Here is a 21,499-nt window from a genome sequence, read left to right on the forward strand (position 1 = left end):
AGTTTTCATTGTAACGATATTGATAATCATTATCAATGATTACTTAGTAGGAAAGGTATGATTTCACGAAATGGCTCGCTTGTATGCAGAAAATCTACACGTTTCATACGATGATCACCTGATTGTTAAAGGGTTATCGGTTCAAATACCTGACAAGAAAGTAACTGCCATTATCGGAGCAAACGGATGTGGCAAATCAACTTTTCTAAAAGCCGTCACGCGCTTAATTCCGCATCAGTCAGGAGAAGTGATAATAGATGGCGAAAATATTGTTAAACAAAAGACGAAGCAGCTCGCGCAAAAGATGGCTATTCTTCCTCAGACACAAGAAGCTGCCAGCGGTTTAACAGTTGGTGAATTGGTATCCTACGGTAGATTTCCTTACCAGAATGCACTGGGACGTTTGACAGCGCGTGATATGGATGTTATCAATTGGGCGCTTGAAGTCACCAATACGACTGATTTCAAATACCGTCAAGTCGATGCATTATCCGGTGGTCAACGCCAGCGTGTTTGGATCGCGATGGCACTTGCCCAGGAAACAGATATCATCTTCCTAGATGAGCCGACTACCTATTTAGATATGGCACATCAACTAGAAGTGCTAGAGCTATTGCAAAGGCTTAATGAAGAGCAGCAACGCACCATTGTCATGGTCCTTCATGATTTGAATCAAGCAGCACGTTTTGCCGATTTTATCATTGCCATGAAAGATGGAGACATTGTATGCGCAGGCGTGTGCGAGGACGTAATACGGCCAGATATACTGCGAGAAGTATTTCGAATTGATGCCGAAATTGGAACGGATCCAAGAACGGGCAAACCGTTATGTATCACATATGATCTATTAAAAGGAGACGAATAACTGTTGAAGAAAATTCTATTACCTGCTCTTCTGCTTTTCGTACTTGCGTTAGCAGCTTGCGGCAATAAACAGGAAGAACCTGCGAAAGAAGATACACCTGCAAAAGAACAAGGAGCAAGCGACACGATTACTTATGAATCAGAAGAAGGTCCAGTGGAGGTTCCCGCAGATCCACAACGGGTTGTAGTGTTATCTAGTTTTGCCGGTACTGTACATGAATTTGGCGTGAATTTGGTGGGAGCTGAGTCTTGGTCAAAAGATAATCCAAGCTTTGATTTATTTTTGAAAGATGTAGAAGAAGTGTCGGACGAAAACATTGAAAAGATTATTGAACTGGAGCCGGATTTAATTATTGGACTTAACACTATTAAGAACATTGATAAACTAAAAGAAATTGCCCCTACTGTTACGTATACATACGGAAAAGTAGATTATTTAACACAGCAAATCGAAATCGGTAAGTTATTGAATAAGGAAAAAGAAGCGACAGAATGGGTAGATGCATTTAAGGCACGTGCGCAGCAGGCAGGAAAAGACATTAAAGCCAAAATTGGAGAAGATACGACAGTTTCCGTCATCGAAGAGTTTGACAAACAAATTTACGTCTTCGGCGATAACTGGGGAAGAGGAACGGAAATCCTCTACCAGGAAATGAAACTGGCTATGCCTGAAAAAGTAAAGGAAATGACTGAGAAAGACGGATATTATGCTCTTTCTGCAGAAGTTTTGCCTGAATTTGCCGGGGACTATGTCATCTTGAGTAAAAGTGATACAGGAGATAATTCATTCTTGGAAACGGAAACATACAAGAATATTCCTGCCGTCAAAAATGATCAAGTCTACCAGGTAAACACAGCAGAATTCTCTTTCAATGATGCCTATACACTTGATAATCAGCTTGATTTCTTCATCAAAAGCTTTTTAGGAACTAAGTAATCAAACAAAATGGGTTCTTCATTGAAGAACCCATTTTGTTATGACAAGAAAGGAGCGGATGAATAAAATGGATAAACCCGTTAAAAAAGCTATACCATTTAGTTTTAAATTATTTGCTAGCATGATACTTTTACTAATCAGTTTCCTATTCGCCATGAAGCTTGGTGCCGCTCACACTTCATGGCAAGATGTCTACCTTTCATTCACGTCAAACCAAGAGGATTCTATTCTAATCCTGAAAGAAATACGCTTTCCGCGTGAAATAGGTGCTGTATTTGTAGGTGCGGCTTTGGCCGTATCAGGGGCGATCATGCAAGGCATGACGCGAAACCCATTGGCTGATCCGGGGTTGCTTGGACTGACTGCCGGGGCAAATGCCGCATTAGCCATTGCGCTTGCATTGATTCCAACTATTAACTATTTCGGCATCATGACAGCTTGCTTCATCGGCTCTGCTGTTGGTGCGCTGATCGTCTTTGGTATTGCTTCCGCGAGGCGAGGCGGCTTTGCACCTATTCGGCTGGTCTTGGCAGGCGCAGCCGTCTCTACATTTTTATTCGCTATCGCTCAGGGCGTTGGTTTGTATTTTAAGATTTCAAAGGATGTGGCAATGTGGACGGCTGGCGGATTGATCGGCACTTCATGGGGACAATTACAGACCATTGCGCCAGTCATCATCATAGGTATTTTCGTCGCATTCGTACTTTCACGTCAGTTGACATTATTGAGTCTGAATGAAGAAGTAGCGATTGGACTTGGACAAAATACAGTGAAAATAAAAGTCTTGTTGTTTATGGTTATTATCTTATTAGCAGGAGCCGCTGTGGCATTAGCGGGTAATCTAGCATTTGTTGGTTTAATGATTCCACATATTGTCCGTGCAATCGTCGGAACAGATTATCGATTCATCATCCCCATTTCCGCTATTTTAGGCGCAACTTTTATGTTGCTAGCGGATACGGTTGGACGAATATTACAAGCACCGTTTGAAACTCCTGTTGCTGCATTAATTGCAATCATCGGATTACCGTTCTTTCTCTTAATCGTACGCAAAGGTGGTCAGGCATTCTCATGATACTTCCACATATACGGAGAAAACAAAGAATTCTTTTGGCATGCTTCATTGTATTGATTCTCTTCCTGACAACTCTTGCACTTGGCTTAGGATCTGCTTCTATTGAATGGAGCCGGCTAGTCCCTACTCTTCTTGGTCAAGGCACTTTCAAAGAAGAGTTTGTACTGTTTTCTATTCGCCTCCCACGAATCATCATTACGTTGTTGGCCGGTGCCGCGCTTGCCTTGTCAGGTGCTATTTTACAAGGAATCACACGTAATGACCTTGCTGATCCCGGTATCATCGGGATAAATTCTGGTGCTGGAGTCGCAATTGCACTATTTTTCTTATTTGTACCGATCGAGGCTGGCGCGTTCACTTACTTATTACCGTTAGTAGGATTTGGGGGAGCCCTCATCACTTCGGTTTTAATTTACCTTTTTGCTTACAGTAGAAAAAACGGACTACAGCCTATGCGCCTTGTACTAGTGGGTATTGGGTTTTCAATGGCTCTATCAGGTGTGATGGTCGTATTGACTTCTTCCGCCAAGCAAGAGAAAGTCGATTTTATTTCAAGATGGATAGCCGGGAATATTTGGGGAACTGATTGGCCTTATATTTGGGCACTGGCACCTTGGTTGCTCATATTGATCCCGTTCGCACTATTTAAAGCACACCGGCTCGATATGCTTGGTTTGAATGAAGCTGTAGCGACGGGAATTGGTGTGTCGCTTGGACGGGAGCGTCTAGTGCTATTGCTGACCGCTGTAGCTTTAGCTGCATCCGCTGTGTCGGTTACAGGTGGTATCGCGTTCATCGGTCTGATGGCGCCTCATATCGCCAAATCCCTAATCGGTCCACGCCATCGAATGAATTTACCTATTGCGATCTTGCTCGGCAGTTTTCTTCTGTTGTTAGCAGACACAATCGGACGAAATATCTTGGAACCGAGTGGTATTCCAGCGGGTATTATCGTTTCATTGATAGGCGCACCATACTTTTGCTATTTACTATTGAAGAAATAAAAATGCCAGAACTACCCGCTTTGGGTGTTCTGGCGATCACTAATTCCATCCTTATTGTCTATGCATTATAATAATCATATATTGTTCCATTTAAATTTAATTTACAAGCACAAGAAAGTATGTTGAATAGTTAACTGTTTGTTACGTTGTCTGCTCCCAAAGTTTCATCACCGGTTATTTTTCTAGACGCGGAAGGAAGATCCTCCCAATATACTGCTTTCACGATCTCTTCCGATGAATGTTTAGTCATTAAACTTACAATAACTAATCCCATTATAGAAGCCAAGAGTCCAGGCACTACTTCATCGAGTCCTGTATTAAAAAATGGCCATATGACAGTGACAAAACCAGCTACTAACATACTGGCAACGATACCCCGTGCTGTCGTCCTTCTCCAGAACATCACTGCCAAAAATGGAAAGACAATTGTAGTTGCGGAAATTCTTAATGCCCACTGATAAACACTGATGATATCTGTCATGAAGTAAGAAACAATTAATGCCAAAACAGAAATTATTACTACACTAAAACGAGCAACAAACATCATTTGCTTACCTGAGGCATTAGGATTAATCATACGAAAATACAAATCTTGTGCAATATTGGAACTGCCTTGAAGTATAAATGAATCTGCACCTGTCATTAATGCAGCTAGTAAACCTACAATTACGATGCCTCCAATTGCCGGATGTAATAAATCAACAGTTACATACGAAAATATTAAATCAGCATGAATATCCGCTGGCACAAATTGACGAGCTGTTACACCGATTACAAAAGGAAATATACTAATAATAGATGTTATAACATAACCCGTTATTCCTGCTCGAATAGCAACCTCTTCGTTTTTCGATGCAAAAATCCGTTGCCATGTTGATTGCCAGATTAGGTAGAATGGAGCTACTGTCAATGCAAACATTAACACCTCTCCAATTCCATGGGGACCAGCAGGAGATAAATACTCTATCGGCGTTTGGGCTAGCACACTTGAAATGCCGCCACCAAACTTTAGTGCTGCAAATGCCAGTATGAACAAACCAATTACTAGGATAAAGCTTTGTAATGCGTCTGTGACGATAGCAGCTACTAGACCACCGAGTATTGTAAAGCCAAGAATCAGTGCAAACGATAAGAAGATTCCTACCTTCACGTCAATATGAAAAACTATACTAAATACTGTACTCATTCCAACAATTTGAAGTGCTGTAGCAGGAACCGAATAAATAAAAGCAGATAATACTGATGGTATAATCCCTGTTTTAGAACCAAACCTTTCGCCAAACAAATCTGCCATCGTATATAATCTCTGTCTTCTAAGCGGTTTACTAAAAACGTAAATTAGTAATATACTCGTCAGATAAGCTGGTAAAGCAAACTTAAAATAGCCGGACATGCCTACAGTAAAACCCATTCCTACCCAACCAATAAAAACTGCTGCTCCCACATTCGTACTGATTGTTGTGCCTACTATACTCCAAAACTTCATATTCCAACCTGCTATTAAGTAGGAGTCCGCATCTTTTACCTTTGTAAAGTAATAAATACCGATAGCAAACATTGCTATGAAGTATACTGATGAATAAGTTACATACCAAGCCATTTACATTCCTCCATTTATCAAGTAAGTCCACTATAGGTATCTGTTATTTCATGGCTTCTTATACGCTAATTCACCATCAATAATTGTCATTTCTACTATAATATCTTTTATTCTCATAGGATCAATTTCCACAGGATTTTCGTTCAATACTACAAAGTCTGCTGCTTTCCCTAATTCAATACTACCTACCTCATCCTCTTCAAAATTCAGCTGAGCACCATAAATCGTCATTGATTTCAACGCAGATTCCACATCTATCTTTTGATTTTCACCTAAGACTTTTCCGTCTCGAGTAACGCGATTGACAGCTACCCAGATAGAGAATAACGGGGAGATGGGTGTGATGGGACAGTCAGAATGAAGTGTATAAAGCATATCAAGATCCTTAGCATCGCGTAATGCATTCATTCGCTTAGCCCGCTCTGGTCCCAAGAAGATATCACGGTGGCGATCACCCCAGTAGTAAATATGATTTATGAAGAATGAAGCTGCGATATTTAACGACTTCATCTTTTTCAAATCTTCTCCTGTTGCTGTTTGGACATGTTCTATACGATGATGATGATCACGCTGTTCCCCATTATTGATAGCGCTTTCATAGGATTCTATAATGGAATTTATTGCACGGTCTCCATTACCGTGTGTAGCAATTCTAAAACCTCTTTGATGGAAGTCTAACACATAATCATTTAATTGTTCCTGCGTGTATATTAAATCTCCATACAGCTTATCATCGCAGTAGTACGGTTTCCGCAATGCACCTGTCAGCCCTTGGATTGAGCCATCTTGAAATAGCTTTGCACTATCTAACTTTGCACGGTCATTTGTCTTTTTCCGGATTTCCTTATCAAGTTCTACAGCAGTATATTCACTAAACACTCCGCCTTTTTCCAACAGATAACTTAATATCATGAGACGCATTTTCATAGGATTCGCCTTTGATTGAACAGCCAGTATATGAGCATCAAATTCTCTCTCAAGCAAATGTAAACCTACTCCTGCATCTGTATTGGTTGTAATACCCTGCGCAAGATAATCAAGAGCTCCTTGTCTTATCAGTTCAACTATTTCTTCAGTACTTGGTATTGGCACGAAGTCAAATACTAGATCCATAGCTCCAGGTTCATATAGCACTCCTGTAAGTTCACCGTTCTGATCCTTTCCAAAATAACCGCCATCAGGTTTTGGTGTATCCTTATTCACCCCGGCAAGCTCTAAAGCAACCGTATTAGCCGCAGCTAAGTGGCCTGAAATATGTCGAATGAAAATCGGATGAACTGTACTTATTGCGTCTAAATCCTCTTTAGATGGATGTCGTTTTTCATCGAGCATGGTATCGTCATATCCATATCCTAAGATCCATTCTCCTTTTTCTTTAACCGAGCACTCTTTAGTCACGCTGGCTTGTATATCTTTTATACTTTTATGTAAAGGCGATGAACAGTTTACTTGGGCCTTATTCTGAGAATACATCAGCAAATGATTATGAGTGTCTATAAAACCCGGCATTATAGTTTTACCATTCAAGTCTATTTCCTCTACTTTTTCCGCCCGCATTATTTTCTCTTCAGGTGGTTTTTCTGCATCCCATATACCCGTTATACGTCCCTGATAACTCGTAAGCGAACGCCCCTTAGTGCTATCTTTATCAAGGGTTAAAACCGTGCCATTGTGAATAATTAAATCGGCTTTTATCATGTTGTCATCCTTCCCATTTAAGTGAATTTAATGAGTGTCGAATAAATCAACCAACGAATTAGTAGTGAAAAAATACGAATGGCTTATCTATTTTCAACGTCAAATAGTATAATTCTCAACTCATCATGTTGTCCGTACCAGTTAAGAATTGTTTATATACTAGCATAAGTAAAGATTTGTGTACACTACATATTCCGAATAATATAATATATTGAAATATTCTATAGATTCGTTCTCTTTCCTTGTTCAGACCCCCATTTATATCCATATAGGAAACTTCATTTGTGCTCATCTACAAAAGATGATTTCAAAGAAGTCTTTTTTGCGATTTCCGTTATTCAACTAATTTACTAATATACGGAGGTGTGAAATGAATTCACCTTTCTCTTGATAGCTTAATGTGAAAAGAATACATATCAGCTTTACAATTAGCGATATAGTATTCAATCAACGAACCTTTCGTATCCGTCAAAAACCTTTCCGTTTGCAGAGTATTATCTGATTGGTTAATTCCTAATAACTCTGTATCTTCACTATTCAAAGTGTTGCTCGTTATAATCTGTTCCGCTTCTGATAATTGAATATGGAGTTCATTTTCTAGCAAATCATAAATTGCACCATTAGCAATGTCGAGCCCTGCCAACTCTCTTCCTATATCCACAGGATAATAATGAGTTTCAATGGCTAATGGAGTTTCATCAGCATACCGTAGGCGCTTGATTACATACATTTCAGCCTCATCTGTAAAGTTTCGAACCGGTTCTGGAGTTTTCACAACCATATGCTCTATTAACTTCGCCCCCGGCTTCATGCCCATTTGATTAATTGTTTCAGTCATACTGCTTAAAGATCCTAGCCAGTCATGTATTGGTTTTATCGATATGAACGTTCCTTTACCATGTTTCTTTTCCAGCATACCTTCCCTAACTAGTTGGGACACAGCCTCTCTTACTGTAGCTCTACTTACATCATGTTGTTCTGTTAGCTCTCTTTCACTAGGGATCTTGTCTTGATAAAGACCTTCTTCGATAGAGTTCTTGATTATTTCTTTAAGTTGAACGTGTAGTGGTAATGGACTATGAGGATCTAATTTCATACCACACTTTCCTTTCTCATCGGTTTATCAGACAACTATATTTCTAATAGTTGTCTGGTAAATTCCGTTATTTAGTATATTGTATGGACATTTTATAGGCTCGCAATCTTTACATTCCCCTATCTTGCTTCACATAACGTATCAGTTCTTTTTCCCGCGCAGAATGTATCTCCTCAGTAAACGAAGTATTCCACTCATAATACCCCTTACCTGTTTTACTACCGAGCTCTCCCGCTTCCACCAATTCCTGCATACTAGCTGCGGATTGGTGTGCATTCGATAAATCCTTATATAGATAATTCGATATGTCTGTGTAAACATCCAGACCACCCATATCTGCCGATAAGAAAGGACCCGTGACAGGTAATCTTCTACCGATACTGTAAAGAACTGCGGCATCTATATCTTCTTTGGTCGCAATTCCTTCTTGTAGAATATGCTGTGCTTCACGCAACAAAGCGAATTGTAGACGATTCCCTACAAATCCGGGCGCTTCCTTTTTCACTTCGATCGGCTTTTTATTTAGCCCATTCATTAATGCTATCGAACGTTCAACTGTCTGGTCGTTTGTTCTCTCTCCTCTAACTACTTCGACTAATGGAATCAAATGCGCCGGATGCCAAAAGTGTGTGATGACCGTACGTTCAGGATGTTTCGTTTGAGCCGCAATGTCAGTTGGACTGATTGCCGAAGTATTACTTGCCAGAATAACGGATGGATCGCAAAGCTCATCGAGTTGTTTGAAGATTTGTTGCTTCAACTCGAGACGTTCAGGCACTGCTTCGATAATGAACGTAGCACCTTTCACCGCTTCATCCATTGTTGTTACTGTAGTAATTCTGTCTTTCACTGATTGTACTTCTTCAACCGCCAACAAATCATTATCCCTTAGCACTTGCAACTTACTTTCAATACTTGTCAGCGCACGCTCTAGTTCTTCAATGGCTATTCCATACATCGTTACATCGTATCCCGCCCACGCAGCACTCAATGCAATTGAATGACCCATTGTACCGCATCCGATAATTGCTATTCTTTCCATCACCTTGCCCCCAATTCTGTTATCCAAATGAAAAAGACGACACCTTTGCAAGCTGGTATCGTCAATCGAATTATCTAGCCGTAAAGTTTGGAGAAATTGTAAAACTTGCTTCCGTCTTGTCTTGTACTTCATCTATGGAAATACCAGCGGAAGTTTCGACAAGCACCATGCCATCCCGTGTGAAATCAAACACAGCCAAATCCGTAATGAGTCGATCTACCACACCAATACCCGTTAACGGCAACGAACACGTTTTCTTAACTTTCGATTCACCGTGTTTATTGACATGATCCATGATGATTACGACACGTTTTGCACCGACAACCAAGTCCATTGCGCCGCCCATTCCTTTCACCACTTTTCCTGGTATCATCCAGTTGGCCAGGTCTCCATTTTCAGATACTTCCATACCACCGAGAATTGCCAAGTCAATGTGTCCACCACGAATCATTGCGAACGATTCCGCACTATCAAAGAAGGACGAGCCTGGGACTGTCGTAATCGTTTCCTTTCCAGCGTTGATCAGATCTGCATCCTCTTGCCCTTCTACTGGATAAGGCCCGATGCCAAGCAGGCCATTTTCCGATTGCAATAAAACCGTCATACCAGCTGGAATTTCGTTAGCAACAAGGGTGGGCATACCGATACCGAGGTTGACGTTCATACCGTCCTGAATTTCTTCTACCGCACGTTTTACGATTATATTTCGTGTTTCCGTCATGTTCATCTCTCCTTTTTACGCTTTATTCACTGTTAAGCGTTCAATGCGTTTTTCGTAATCTGTTCCGAGTAGTACTCGCTGTACGTAGATGCCTGGCGTATCAATTTCTTCTGGAGTAAGCTCACCGGCTTCCACGATTTCTTCTACTTCCGCAATCGTTATTTTACCTGCTGTTGCAGCTAACGGATTAAAGTTCATCGCTGTCTTGCGGTAAACCAGATTTCCAAGTGTATCCGCCTTCCAAGCTTTCACAAGCGCAAAGTCTCCGACGATACCTTCTTCAAGTAGATACGTCTTGCCGTTAAATTCTTTTGTCTCTTTACCTTCAGCGATTGGTGTACCTACCCCTGTTGCTGTGTAGAATCCAGGAATCCCTGCACCCCCCGCTCTAATTCTCTCTGCAAGCGTTCCTTGGGGACTCAATTCTACTTCTAGCTCTCCATTAAGAAACTGCTTTTCAAACGTCTTATTTTCTCCCACATAAGAAGCAATCATCTTCTTTATCTGTTTATTATCTAGTAACTTTCCAAGACCCGCATCATCTATTCCACAGTTATTGCTTGCAACCGTTAAATCCTTTACGCCACTATCTTGTAACGCCTGTATGGATTTTTCCGGAATACCACATAAACCGAAGCCTCCCACAATTAACGTAGCACCATCTTGAATATCTGAAACCGCTTCCATAAATGAATTCATCACTTTACTCATACCGTAACCTCCTCCAACTCTTTAGTAATAGTGTACAGATTTCTGACTTATATGTAAAATGAATATAGTGAATGAAACTTATTCTTAATTGGAATAACTGAAAGGTTGGATCGCTATGGAACTTAAAGACCTTCATGCTTTTATAGAAGTAGCAAATCATCTAAGCTTTACAAAGGCGGCTGAACATTCTTATATATCACAGCCCACTCTAAGTAAATCAGTGAAAAAACTTGAAGAAAAACTGAATGTTATCCTTTTCAACCGTTCTACTCGTAGCCTCCGTTTGACAGATGCAGGAGTAATTGTATATGAGCAAGGACAACAAATTCTCCAATTGTTCGGCGAGCTCCCTGTCTTACTCGAAGATCTTGCCGAGGGCGTATCAGGAGAAATTAAAATCGGCATGCCACCTTTGATTGGCACATTGTTCTTTCCGCAGATCGCTAAACGTCTTTCAAAGAATTACCCTCATATTAAAATTGAATTGCATGAACTAGGTGCCAAAGTCGTCGAAGAGCTTGTAGATAAAGGCCAGATTGATGTCGGTATTATCGTGCTACCAACAGATCAAGACGCTTTCCAAGTTCAGCCTTTTATCTCAGATACATTCTTCCTGTTTGTCCATACTGATCATCCTTTTGCAAAACGAGATGCTGTCGCTTTATCTGAGTTAATAAACGAGCAGCTTATCCTATTTTCTAAAAGTTTTACCTTACACCGCTATATCATAGGTGCTTGCAAAGAGGCCGGGTTTAATCCTACTATATCGTATGAAAGCTCCCAGTGGGATTTGATCATTGAACTGGTTGCAGCAAAACTGGGGATCACGCTTCTTCCCCGATCGATATCGACGAAATTTACTAATGAAAACATTAAGATGATTCCCATCGAAGGACCACCTTTACTATGGAAGCTCGGCATCGTCACTAAGAAAAACAGTTATCATTCATTTGCATTGAAAAAATTTATGCAGATGTTTTGAAGCACGTGTAATAAAGCTGTACAAAACATTTCAATTAAACCAAGTATTATAAGTTATTGAAACAAAAAACCAACCGTTACCGGTTGGTTTTTGTTTCACGTGGAACAGGTTAGTTTTTTAGAACATCTTCGTAGTCCATGTCTCCCCATTCCAAATAGTAGATACTACATCTTCATAAAAGTCAGGTTCATGTGAAATAAGTAAGATACTTCCTTTATACTCTTTTAGAGCACGTTTCAGTTCTTCTTTTGCATCATAATCCAAGTGGTTTGTTGGTTCATCTAAAACTAATAAATTGGTTTCACTATTTACCAGTTTACAAAGACGCACCTTCGCACGTTCTCCTCCACTTAATACCTTTACCTTACTTTCAATATGTTTCGTCGTTAATCCGACTCGCGCTAAAGCCGCACGTACTTCATATTGTGCAAAGTGAGGAAATTCACTCCAAATCTCTTCCAAGCACGTATTGTCCGTGTCTGTTTTCATTTCCTGTTCGAAGTAACCGATTGCTAGATGCTCACCTTGCTCCACTTTACCTGAAAGAGCGGTTATTTCCCCGAGAATACTTTTTAACAACGTCGTTTTCCCAATCCCGTTTGCTCCTGCAAGAGCAATCTTCTGTCCACGTTCCATTGAAAGATTCAAAGGCTTCGACAGCGGCTCATCGTATCCAATGACTAGATCTGTCGTTTCAAATAAATATTTCCCAGGTGTTCTTGCCGTTTTAAAATCAAAATGAGGTTTCGGTTTTTCAGAATCCAACTCAATGATGTCCATCTTATCTAGTTTTTTCTGTCGAGACGTTGCCATTCGACTCGTTGCCGCATTCGCTTTATTACGCGCTACGAAGTCTTTCAAATGAGAGATTTCTTTCTGTTGCTTTTTATAAGCAGCTTCGACCTGTTGCTGTCTCATTTCACGCACACGTAAAAACTCGTCATAGTCACCAGGGTAACGATTGACCTGTTGATTTTCCATATGATAGATCAAGTTAATGACACTGTTCAAGAATGGAATATCATGCGAGATCAAAATGAATGCCCCTGGATACTCTTGCAAATATGTACGCAACCATTCAATATGCTCGACATCCAAATAGTTCGTTGGCTCATCAAGCAATAAAATATCAGGCTTTTCAAGCAACAGTTTAGCCAGTAATACTTTAGTGCGCTGGCCTCCACTCAAATCATTCACATCAGTATCCAATCCGAATTCATCGAGCCCGAGACCGTTTGCGACTTCTTCCACTTTTGCGTCAATCATGTAAAAGTCACTCTGCTCTAGAGATTCTTGAATTTGCCCGGTTTCTTCAAGCAAACTTTCCAGTTCGTCTGGTTCTACTTCGCCCATCTTCGCAAAAAGACTGTTCATTTCCGTTTCCATATCATACAAATATTGAAACGCTGTGCGCAATACATCACGGATGGACATCCCCTGCTTTAAAGCTGCATGTTGATCTAAATATCCGATACGTACACGCTTTGACCATGTCACTGTTCCTGCATCCGGCTCCAGCTTATGCGTAATGATATTCATAAATGTAGATTTACCTTCTCCGTTTGCACCTACTAATCCTATATGTTCACCTGCCAATAGACGAAATGATACATCTTCGAAAATCACACGGTCGCCGAAACCGTGGCTAATATTTTTTACTGTCAATAAACTCATGTTGTACACCTATTCCTTTTCCATTATAGCGATTAAACTTATCTAAGTTATTTTAACACCCTCCACTTACAATTACTTCAGAAAAGAAAAAACAATAGTATGAGATGTAGCACCTTTTACGTTGCAGATGAACAAAATACCACTGATTTGCATACTTCACTGTGTGGCACTATGTTCACTTAAGTTAAGAAAATCTAGCTATATACAATGCTGCCATATAAGTAGTTAACGAATTGACAAGACATCTTGCACTCCAATACGCAATACAACGTACATGAGTTAAAATCTGAATACTATTAGAAGACCCATGCGAATGCTTGCATGGGTCTTCTTTAAATGATCTATTGTACTTTTTGCAGTTACTTATCTAAATATATTGTTGCGTAGTTATCGTTTTCCATTGGATGTGGTTCAAAACCTTTAACGTAATTAGCAAATCCTAGAGGCGGTGTCGTATGTGCTAGTGGAACCCACGGGGCATCGTTATGAAAAATTACTTGTGCTTGTTTATACAGATTTGCCCGCTCATCTTGATCAAACGTAACACGCGCCTGTTCAATCAGTTTCTGGAATTCTTCATTATCGTAAAACGCTTTATTATTAGCAGGAGGCTCCATATTCGTATTACTTAGATTCGGATATAGGAAGTTGTCGGGGTCTGCCATGACGCCTGTCCAACCGTATAACGCCATTGGATGCTCACCATTTCCTGTCTTCTCTAAATATGTTGCCCACTCATATGTCACGATTGTTGCTTTGACTCCAATTTCCTTTAAATTCGCTTGAATCGCTTCTGCCGTTTTCATTGGTTGCGGTAAATAGGGTCGCGGATTATTCATTGTCCAAATCTCCGTCTCAAAACCACCCGAATAGCCTGCATCTGCTAGCAATGCTTTAGCTGCTTCAGAATCAAAAGCATAATCTTCGATGTCTTCGTTATAGCCCCATAAAGAAGGGGGTATAGGATTCTTTGCCACTTCCCCAAATCCGCTGTAAAATCCATCAACTATAGACTGTTTATCAATAGCCATATTCATGGCTTGTCTGACCTTTACATCGTCAAATGGTTTCTTCTGCGTGTTCATAACCAAAAAACCCTCATTAAAACTTGGTCGTTTAACGAGTTTGAGATTTTCATTTTTTTCCACTGTCTTTGCGTCTTCTGGATTCATCCCATCAATGAAATCTGCTTCTCCACTCAAAAGTACATTCAATCGCGTAGAGTTATCTGGTATGACTGTAAAGATAATCTGATCCAGCATCGGCTGGTTCTCTACATAGTAGTTTTCATTTGCCTTCACGACGATTTTATCGTTGCGAGACCAGCTTTCAAATTTAAATGGGCCTGTACCAACAGGGTTTTCAAAGAATCGTTCATTATACTTTTCGATAGCTGTCGGACTTGCAATTCCGAACATTGGAATAGCCAAATAGCTAACGAACGGGGCAATTTTCTCTTTCAATCTAATCTCCACTGTCTGTTCATCTATCGCAGTAACAGATTCAATTTTATGATTATCTTCTCCTTTAAACCCTCCGTAAAGAAATGGATAATAAGGGAAATCACCAATATGGTATTCATTATCAGGATCCATCCAACGTTCAAAGTTAAATACTACCGCATCTGCATTGAAGTCTGTTCCATCGTGAAACTGTACTCCTGTTTTCAACGCAAGCGTCCACGTTAAACCATCTTCACTAGTTTCATACGACTCAGCCAATTTGGGTTGCAGCTGTAAGTCCTTATCATATTCAAATAATGTTTCAAAAATTGCATGTGTTACTCGAATCGACTCGCCGTCTGTAATATTGATCGGATCGAGTCCAACCGAATCGGCTCCCCTTGCATAGATCATTGCGCCACCTTTTTTCGGTCCCTCTTCTTTAGACGCATTCTCTTTGTCACCTGTATTTGAACAAGCGCTAAGGAGGAATAATCCTACTAACAGACACATTGCGATTATTAATCGTTTCATAAAGATCCTCCTATAATTGATAGTTCTAGTTACCACCCTACTATTCTCGTGTAAATGTTTTGAAAAGTCAATTAGTCTATGAAGAGTAATCATGATTTTTGCTGTTTACTAGTCAATATGTTTTACTTTTAACATCATCTACTTCTTGAAATGGAGGCAATTCTTTATGACTAACCCAATAAACTATATAGAACATCATAAAAAGGAAATTCTACAGACCTATCAAGAACTGCATGCCATCGCTGAGCCTAGCTGGCAAGAACAGCAGACTTCACGGTATTTACAGGATCAGCTTTCGGCTGCCGGCTTACGCATCACCGGCTTTACTGGTCATCACGGATTCATTGCAGAAATCAAGGGCCATACGAAGGGCGTCATTGCGTTACGCGCGGATATGGATGCACTGGTACAGGAAGTCGATGGTAAAGTAATGGCTAACCATTCTTGCGGACATGATGCGCACAGTACGATGGCACTCTATACCGCACTAGCTTTGAAAAACTGCGAAATGGATTTGCATCATACGATCCGATTTATTTTCCAGCCTGCAGAAGAGGTAGCAGAAGGCGCGTTACAAATGATGAAAGAAGGCGTGCTCGAAGATGTTCTATTCCTAGGTGGCCTGCACGTGCGCCCGCATACGGAAGTTCCATTCGGTAAATCTGCCCCCGCAATTTTACACGGCTCGTCTGCGACTATTACAGGTACAATAACAGGGACGCCTGCACACGCAGCGAGACCTGAAGAAGGCAATAACCCAATCGAAGCAGCAAGTTTCCTAATCCAGTCCCTGCGTCAAATTCGTTTGCAAGGCAATAAAAAGTTTTCCATCAAAATCACCGAATTGCATAGTGGCGAAACGAGCAACTCTATCCCAGCCAGTGCACGGTTCACATTGGATGTTCGTGCGGAAACGAATGAAACAATGGATGCTCTGTTAGCAAAAGCCCGCCACATTATCCAACATACTGCAGCGCTGACAGAGACCGAGATTGTATATACTGAAGAAGGCTATTCACCCGCCGCTACGGAAAATGCCACGGCAATTCGACTGGCACAACGAGCGATTGGTTCTGTATTAGGAGAAGAAAACGTAGATGTGCCATGTATTTCTCAAGGAGCAGAAGACTTTCATTTTTACACTTGGAAAACACCTGATATTCCAGCGACGATGATTGGATTGGGTTGTGATTTGAAACCAGGGTTACATCATCCACAAATGTCCTTCAATACCGATGCATTAATTTATGGTGCACAAATTCTGACGCAACTATTGCTGAATGCGGATCAAGAGTTATGAAAACCATGATCTATCAAGACCACGACAATATCCTAACGGGGATGACCATGAAAGATTGCAGTGAACCGGAATGCAATAATATGGCCTTGCATGCATGTGTTTCAGCAGTTGATGTGACGAACAATCGCCGACGATTGGCGAGCTTCTTACAATGTGAGTTGGAAGATTTCGTATTTGCCAACCAAACACATAGCGCGAACTTTCATAAAGTGACTGCACAAGACCGTGGTAAAGGAGCATTGCGACAAGAAACGGCAATTGCAGATACGGATGCACTGTATACATTTGAAACCGACATGGTACTATGCAGTTTAACAGCGGACTGTGTGCCTGTACTGTTTTACAGTGACGACAGCACATTAATAGGTGCTATTCATTCAGGATGGCAGGGGACTGTAAAGGAAATTACACTAAAGCTGTTCCGCCACTTACAACATAATGAGCAATGTGATCTGAGCCAAATTCATGTTCAAATCGGCGCCGCACTCAGTCAAGAAAAATTTGAAGTGGATGAAGACGTCTATAAGAAATTTCACGAGCTCGGCTATGCAGACCAATGGATCGACTATCAAGTCAAAACAAAAAAATATCATATTAATAATCAACTGACCGTGAAAAAACAATGCGAGTTGGCAGGAATACCCGAAGCAAATATTACAATCGACCGTACTTGTACATTCCTGAGTCCAAACGGCTTTTCATACCGTCAAGACAAGCAGGCAGGACGTCATGTCAGTTTCATCAAGCGAACCACGCAAAAGATGCAGTGAGGAAAAGATCCCTCACTGCATCTTTATTTTAGCTCTATTTTCATGTCGCCTTCTAAGTAATTTGGATAAGCGAATAATTCTAGCCTTAATGGATTCACATAATCGGTCCGATCGAAGTTCAAGTTCCAATGTGTCGCTTCTTCATCCCTAAACTTTCCTGTCATAGGGGTTTCCACTTCTTCCCCATTTGCATCAATAGCGGAACCAATAAAGAAAAATGGAAATTCCTCATCGCCCGAATTCTTCATGATGAATTCGGCGTGGTGTTTATTGGATTGCAGTAACTGGATTTTTTGGTCTTTTGGCTGATTGAGCCATTCCCCCGTTTCCGTATTCACTTCCGCAAAGGCCTCTTCCACTTTTAACGCCTGCACTTTATTGATACGCAAATACAATTTTTCAGGTTGCGAGAAGTAATTACTCTGCAGGAAGAACGTATATTTACCGTCTTCCCCGCCGAACGCCGTCGTACCGTTTCGAATAGATCCCCACACCTCGCCTTTTTCATCTTCTAACCGCATATCCTCGAATTGTAGAATCTTCATCGTATTGTCGGGGTCAATAGAGATTTTTACACCCACCCGTAATGGGGATATCATCACCTTTTCAACCCTAAACTTCTGCCCTTTGATATCAACTTCCTTGTCTATCGCATAGACTTCACTCGGCTTGATTTGTTCAGGCACAGTAAACGGTACAGAAAACACTGTCTCTTCGCCTTTTAACTTGATAGCTATCTTCAAATCAAATGACTGGTTTCGCGAAGTATATAGCTCACTAAACTGATAAGTTATACGATCTTTATACGTATAATTCTCTCCCTCATCCATCACATTCCCATAAGAAAAGCTGCCTTCAGGAATCCCTTCCGCTTTTAGATTGATATAGTCGACTCGTAGACCTTTCAATGAATGATTAGATTCAATCGTATAGAAAATATTAATTCCCGACTCATCCAAAATAACACCATCTACTGTCAATGTTTTATCATCAATCGTTTGAGTCACCCCAATTTCTTGATAATAGTCGTTCTGAATCGCCGCATCGAGCCCTTTATCCATCGCAATCAATTCCACGAACTTCTCTAGACCCGGAATAGAAGCTACCGCATGAGCGAATACAGGAGATACGCGGATAGACGTAATGAATGTCAGAAGCAACAATGCCACAACGGCTACACTTCCAAAAATTCTCTTTTGTCTCTTTCTACTCTCTCGCTTTTCTCGCTGCGCTCTTTCCATACCTTGACGAATCGCTTGATCAGCTTGAGATAAAGGTAGGTGTTGTTGATCCAAATGCTCTTTCAACTGCTTCAACCGCTCTTCTTCTTTCTCATACATGATCACTACCCCCTATATCTTCAAAGTATGACCTTAGCGTACGCATCGTCTTGTGAAGCCTCGACTTCACTGTGCCTTCCGGAATATTCTCCGATTGTGCAATATCTTTAATTTTCGATTCCTGAAAGTATTTTAAGTATATTAACCGTTGCTCTTCATCAGACAATGTTGCTAGTGCTTCCCTCATCTCAAGATATGAAATATCCTCTGCAGATACAGTCTTCAATGCGCTAGCATCTACAGTGAATCGTTTACGAAGGTTTAACTGATCTTGGCAGTAATTCATCATGATGCGAATGAGCCACGTCTTGAGATAGCTCGGTTCTTTCACTGTGCGAATCTTTTTATACGCGCGATAGGTTACTTCCTGCAGCGCTTCGATCGCATCGTTTTCATTTCGCAGAAAAGCCAAGGCTGTCCGCAGAAGCGATTCCTTATGCAGTTGCATCACTGCCAGAAACGCGTCGTCATCGCCGACGATTGCCTTTCTATGCAACTCTTTTACATTCATCTCCATTGGACTATCACCTCTTCTACCTTCTTATACATTAGACTCTACAACAGCTAAAAAGTTCACATGATTTTTTATTTATTTTATACAAAAAAGGTGCCTCCTCTTACTAGGCACCTTGCTATACTTATTCTGTTCCTTCCACTAATTCAGTATAGACGACCAGACGATCATCATGCGTTTTAGCTTTGCGATCCCACGATCCCGTACATGTAATTAAATTTAATCCACTACCATACGTGAAGCCAAAGATCGCATCAACCGGCGCATCGGTACGCGGATACGCGATCTTTTTTACCACCGCGAAGCGTATTATCTTCCCGTCTTCACCATGTATGAATACTTCATCGCCAATTTCCATCTTATCCAACTCATAAAATACGGCAGGGCCCGTCTTTGAATCTACGTGACCTGCAATTACCGCACTCCCCCTACCACCGGGCTTCGTCCCCGGTGAAAACCAGCCTGCCTGATCGGGGTCTTGCGGGACGCCCATCTGGCCATTATCAAGACGTCCTACTTCTTCAATTGTAGCCTTGACGTCGAGCGAAGGAATTTCAATTACTTTCGGTTCGATTCCAACCCGTTTATCTTCTAATGAAAATTCCTCCGCCGTACGTAAGGGAACAATCGGCATATCTTCCACCTCAGCTACTTCGGCAGAGGAAGAAGCCTCTACAACTTTTTCTTGCGGCTTTGCATTGGGCTGAGCACAACCAGCCAACATCATTGCCCCAATAAATATTTGTATATATAGTTTCATCGTCTAAATGGCTCCCTCCTGGACAAAGTAGTGTATTCTTTTATTGCTGTTTCGCTGTTTTTCTACGAATCATGACAATGGATGTACTTACGATGAAGATCATGCTCAACGTTACCCATAACACCGTATAATCCGTTTCTTGACTCATACCGCCCATTCCCGTTTTTGGCATATCTGCTGGCATTGCGGAAGCAAACTGATCTGGGAACTGATCGACAATTGCACCGGATAAAGCTGTTCCTACACCAAACATATGACTGTATGCTTCGTGGATATTGTCATATGTTGCCTCGTAGTCCTCGTCTACATAGCTATCGAATGCCATTAATAATTGATCGACGTGCATCTTTAAGCCTTCTTCAAGATCTGCTGCTTTCAATCGACCTTCCGTTGCCGTATCCAAAAATGCAGCTTGTGTTACACGATAGGCATCCAAATCTGCCATGGCCTTATCTTGTCCGGCTTTATCCTCTTTCGCTGTTGCTTGTACATAATCGACAAAGTAGCCAATATGACTGCTCCAGATTTCATTGAACTGTTTTGCCCCTTCAGCTCCGTATACAGATTCAACGGATTTCGTTAGATCTTCTGTATTCGTGTTTAAAATAGCTGCCGCTGCGTCAAAGTCTTTCGCGCCGTCAATTCCCTTTTGCATAGCGAGTATTGCCAAAGCTGCGTGCGTAGAAAATTCATTGTTTAGTGATTCGCGTAAATCTGCAGCTTTCGTGTCTACAGATAGATTGTCGAATTTCTCAGGGAACTGGTCTGTGATCGCCCATGATAGACCTTTTCCTGTTCCGAACATGTGATGCATAGATTCCTTAAGACTTTCATATGCCTTATCGTAATCTTCTGCTCCATAGTTATCGAATGCCCAGATCAACTGATCAACGTGCATTTTCAAGCCTTCTTCTAAATCCGATGCCTTTAGACGATTCTCCGTAGCGACAGCCAAGAAATCTGCTTGCGTGACGCGATATGTGTCTAGATCTTTAAGCGCTTTCTTTCTGCCTTCTTCATCTTTCTCAGCTGTAGCCGTAACATAGTTGACGAAATAGCCAATATGGCTGCTCCAGATTTCTTTGAATTGTTCTCCTGCTTTGTCGCCGTAAACAGAACCTACCGCTTTCGACAATTCATCTGTATTTTCTCCAAGTTGTCCGGCAGCTGCTTCAAAGTCTGCTGCACCATCCAATCCTTTTTGCATCGTCACGACGGCCAAGTAGGCATGCTCTGAAAGGATACTGTCAAGTGTTGCTCGTAAATCTACTGCTTTGTTCGATACAGCTTCAGATACTTTTCCTCCGTGTTCGTGTTCTGCTGCGCTTGTCAGAATCGCTCCTGTTGGAAATAGTAGTGACACGCTCAATGGAATAGCTGCCCATGATTTTTTAAATTGCATAATCAATCGCTCCCTTATTCGTTTTTGTTATAC

19 protein-coding genes are annotated in these 21,499 nt (G+C 41.2%); 7 read left to right on the top strand and 12 right to left on the bottom strand.

From position 1 onward, the window contains the following. Positions 1-70 precede the first annotated feature (70 nt). The 4 genes from SporoP8_RS08875 to SporoP8_RS08890 all read left to right on the top strand — a co-directional run bounded on the left by SporoP8_RS08875 (position 71) and on the right by SporoP8_RS08890 (position 3,880). Complete coding sequence (locus SporoP8_RS08875; RefSeq protein ID WP_085132170.1) at positions 71-865, top strand: ABC transporter ATP-binding protein; 795 nt, start codon at positions 71-73, stop codon at positions 863-865. A 3-nt stretch (positions 866-868) separates the two neighbouring features. Further along, positions 869-1,801: an iron-hydroxamate ABC transporter substrate-binding protein gene (locus tag SporoP8_RS08880; RefSeq protein ID WP_085132171.1), complete on the top strand. Its 933-nt coding sequence runs from the start codon at positions 869-871 to the stop codon at positions 1,799-1,801. A gap of 67 nt (positions 1,802-1,868) precedes the next feature. After that, entirely contained in the window at positions 1,869-2,876 is a 1,008-nt protein-coding gene (locus SporoP8_RS08885) for a FecCD family ABC transporter permease (RefSeq protein WP_085132172.1), read from the top strand. After that, positions 2,873-3,880, top strand: a complete 1,008-nt coding sequence (locus tag SporoP8_RS08890; RefSeq protein WP_085132173.1) for a FecCD family ABC transporter permease — start codon at positions 2,873-2,875, stop codon at positions 3,878-3,880. Before SporoP8_RS08885 ends, SporoP8_RS08890 begins: the two co-directional genes overlap by 4 nt. Before the next feature lie 130 nt (positions 3,881-4,010). Here the strand turns inward: SporoP8_RS08890 and SporoP8_RS08895 are convergent, their stop codons facing one another. The 6 genes from SporoP8_RS08895 to SporoP8_RS08920 form a co-directional block, all read right to left on the bottom strand. Next, complete coding sequence (locus SporoP8_RS08895) at positions 4,011-5,480, bottom strand: sodium:solute symporter family protein (RefSeq protein ID WP_085132174.1); 1,470 nt, start codon at positions 5,478-5,480, stop codon at positions 4,011-4,013. Between the two features lie 48 nt (positions 5,481-5,528). Beyond that, positions 5,529-7,178, bottom strand: a complete 1,650-nt coding sequence (locus SporoP8_RS08900) for an amidohydrolase (protein WP_085132175.1) — start codon at positions 7,176-7,178, stop codon at positions 5,529-5,531. Between the two features lie 376 nt (positions 7,179-7,554). After that, complete coding sequence (locus SporoP8_RS08905; RefSeq protein WP_085132176.1) at positions 7,555-8,274, bottom strand: GntR family transcriptional regulator; 720 nt, start codon at positions 8,272-8,274, stop codon at positions 7,555-7,557. A 109-nt stretch (positions 8,275-8,383) separates the two neighbouring features. Continuing rightward, positions 8,384-9,316: a 3-hydroxyacyl-CoA dehydrogenase family protein gene (locus SporoP8_RS08910; RefSeq protein WP_085132177.1), complete on the bottom strand. Its 933-nt coding sequence runs from the start codon at positions 9,314-9,316 to the stop codon at positions 8,384-8,386. A gap of 70 nt (positions 9,317-9,386) precedes the next feature. Next, positions 9,387-10,037 (bottom strand): 3-oxoacid CoA-transferase subunit B, encoded by a 651-nt coding sequence (locus SporoP8_RS08915; protein WP_085132178.1) that lies wholly within the window; start codon positions 10,035-10,037, stop codon positions 9,387-9,389. Between the two features lie 15 nt (positions 10,038-10,052). Then, positions 10,053-10,748: a CoA transferase subunit A gene (locus SporoP8_RS08920; RefSeq protein WP_085132179.1), complete on the bottom strand. Its 696-nt coding sequence runs from the start codon at positions 10,746-10,748 to the stop codon at positions 10,053-10,055. Between the two features lie 115 nt (positions 10,749-10,863). Here SporoP8_RS08920 and SporoP8_RS08925 point away from each other — a divergent pair, with 115 nt between their 5' ends. Next, positions 10,864-11,730, top strand: a complete 867-nt coding sequence (locus tag SporoP8_RS08925; protein ID WP_085132180.1) for a LysR family transcriptional regulator — start codon at positions 10,864-10,866, stop codon at positions 11,728-11,730. A 117-nt stretch (positions 11,731-11,847) separates the two neighbouring features. Here SporoP8_RS08925 and SporoP8_RS08930 read toward each other — a convergent pair whose 3' ends face one another. Further along, the gene (locus SporoP8_RS08930) at positions 11,848-13,404 is read right to left on the bottom strand and encodes an ABC-F family ATP-binding cassette domain-containing protein (RefSeq protein ID WP_085132181.1); all 1,557 of its coding nucleotides are present in this window, start codon (positions 13,402-13,404) and stop codon (positions 11,848-11,850) included. Between the two features lie 359 nt (positions 13,405-13,763). Beyond that, the gene (locus SporoP8_RS08935; protein WP_085132182.1) at positions 13,764-15,380 is read right to left on the bottom strand and encodes an ABC transporter substrate-binding protein; all 1,617 of its coding nucleotides are present in this window, start codon (positions 15,378-15,380) and stop codon (positions 13,764-13,766) included. Between the two features lie 166 nt (positions 15,381-15,546). On the opposite strand from SporoP8_RS08935, the gene SporoP8_RS08940 reads away from it, so the two are divergent. Together SporoP8_RS08940 and SporoP8_RS08945 are read left to right on the top strand one after the other, a co-directional pair. Continuing rightward, positions 15,547-16,680: an amidohydrolase gene (locus SporoP8_RS08940; RefSeq protein ID WP_085132183.1), complete on the top strand. Its 1,134-nt coding sequence runs from the start codon at positions 15,547-15,549 to the stop codon at positions 16,678-16,680. Further along, the gene (locus SporoP8_RS08945) at positions 16,677-17,450 is read left to right on the top strand and encodes a purine nucleoside phosphorylase YfiH/LACC1 family protein (RefSeq protein ID WP_085132184.1); all 774 of its coding nucleotides are present in this window, start codon (positions 16,677-16,679) and stop codon (positions 17,448-17,450) included. Before SporoP8_RS08940 ends, SporoP8_RS08945 begins: the two co-directional genes overlap by 4 nt. A gap of 23 nt (positions 17,451-17,473) precedes the next feature. On the opposite strand, the gene SporoP8_RS08950 is transcribed toward SporoP8_RS08945, so the two are convergent. The 4 genes from SporoP8_RS08950 to SporoP8_RS08965 all read right to left on the bottom strand — a co-directional run bounded on the left by SporoP8_RS08950 (position 17,474) and on the right by SporoP8_RS08965 (position 21,466). Beyond that, positions 17,474-18,790 carry a DUF4179 domain-containing protein gene (locus tag SporoP8_RS08950; RefSeq protein WP_085132185.1) on the bottom strand — a complete coding sequence of 439 codons (1,317 nt, stop codon included), beginning with the start codon at positions 18,788-18,790 and terminating at the stop codon, positions 17,474-17,476. After that, a complete protein-coding gene (locus SporoP8_RS08955; RefSeq protein ID WP_232319128.1) occupies positions 18,783-19,307 on the bottom strand; it encodes an RNA polymerase sigma factor in 525 nt (174 codons plus the stop codon). Before SporoP8_RS08955 ends, SporoP8_RS08950 begins: the two co-directional genes overlap by 8 nt. A 121-nt stretch (positions 19,308-19,428) precedes the next feature. Further along, complete coding sequence (locus tag SporoP8_RS08960; protein WP_085132186.1) at positions 19,429-20,064, bottom strand: class F sortase; 636 nt, start codon at positions 20,062-20,064, stop codon at positions 19,429-19,431. Between the two features lie 40 nt (positions 20,065-20,104). Next, positions 20,105-21,466, bottom strand: coding sequence for a copper amine oxidase (locus tag SporoP8_RS08965; RefSeq protein WP_085132187.1), 1,362 nt, complete (start codon positions 21,464-21,466; stop codon positions 20,105-20,107). Positions 21,467-21,499 lie beyond the last annotated feature (33 nt).

It is taken from the genome of Sporosarcina ureae (assembly GCF_002101375.1).
GTDB classification, from domain to species: domain Bacteria; phylum Bacillota; class Bacilli; order Bacillales_A; family Planococcaceae; genus Sporosarcina; species Sporosarcina ureae_B.